The organism is Flavobacterium cheongpyeongense (assembly GCF_003202435.1).
Taxonomy (GTDB): domain Bacteria; phylum Bacteroidota; class Bacteroidia; order Flavobacteriales; family Flavobacteriaceae; genus Flavobacterium; species Flavobacterium cheongpyeongense.
Window position 1 is genome coordinate 1 of record NZ_QJHK01000082.1, and the last position, 214, is coordinate 214.

General features: G+C 43.5%; 1 protein-coding gene. It reads left to right on the plus strand.

Annotated features, from left to right (window positions below):
- On the plus strand, positions 1-214 hold a 214-nt coding region (locus DMB65_RS22300; RefSeq protein WP_165835022.1), incomplete at both ends, for a hypothetical protein.

Here is a 214-nt window from a genome sequence, read left to right on the forward strand (position 1 = left end):
ATAACTGGACTCCGGGTAACCCAACTGGTGATGGTACAACTTCTGTAACAGGTCTAACTCCTGGTACATGGACATGTACTGTAACCGATGCTAACAACTGTACTACAGCAGTTAACTTTACTATTACACAACCAACAGCTCTAGTAGCTACTGCCGCTTCACAAACCAATATATCTTGTAATGGTGGCTCGAACGGAGCGGCTTCAATTAATAC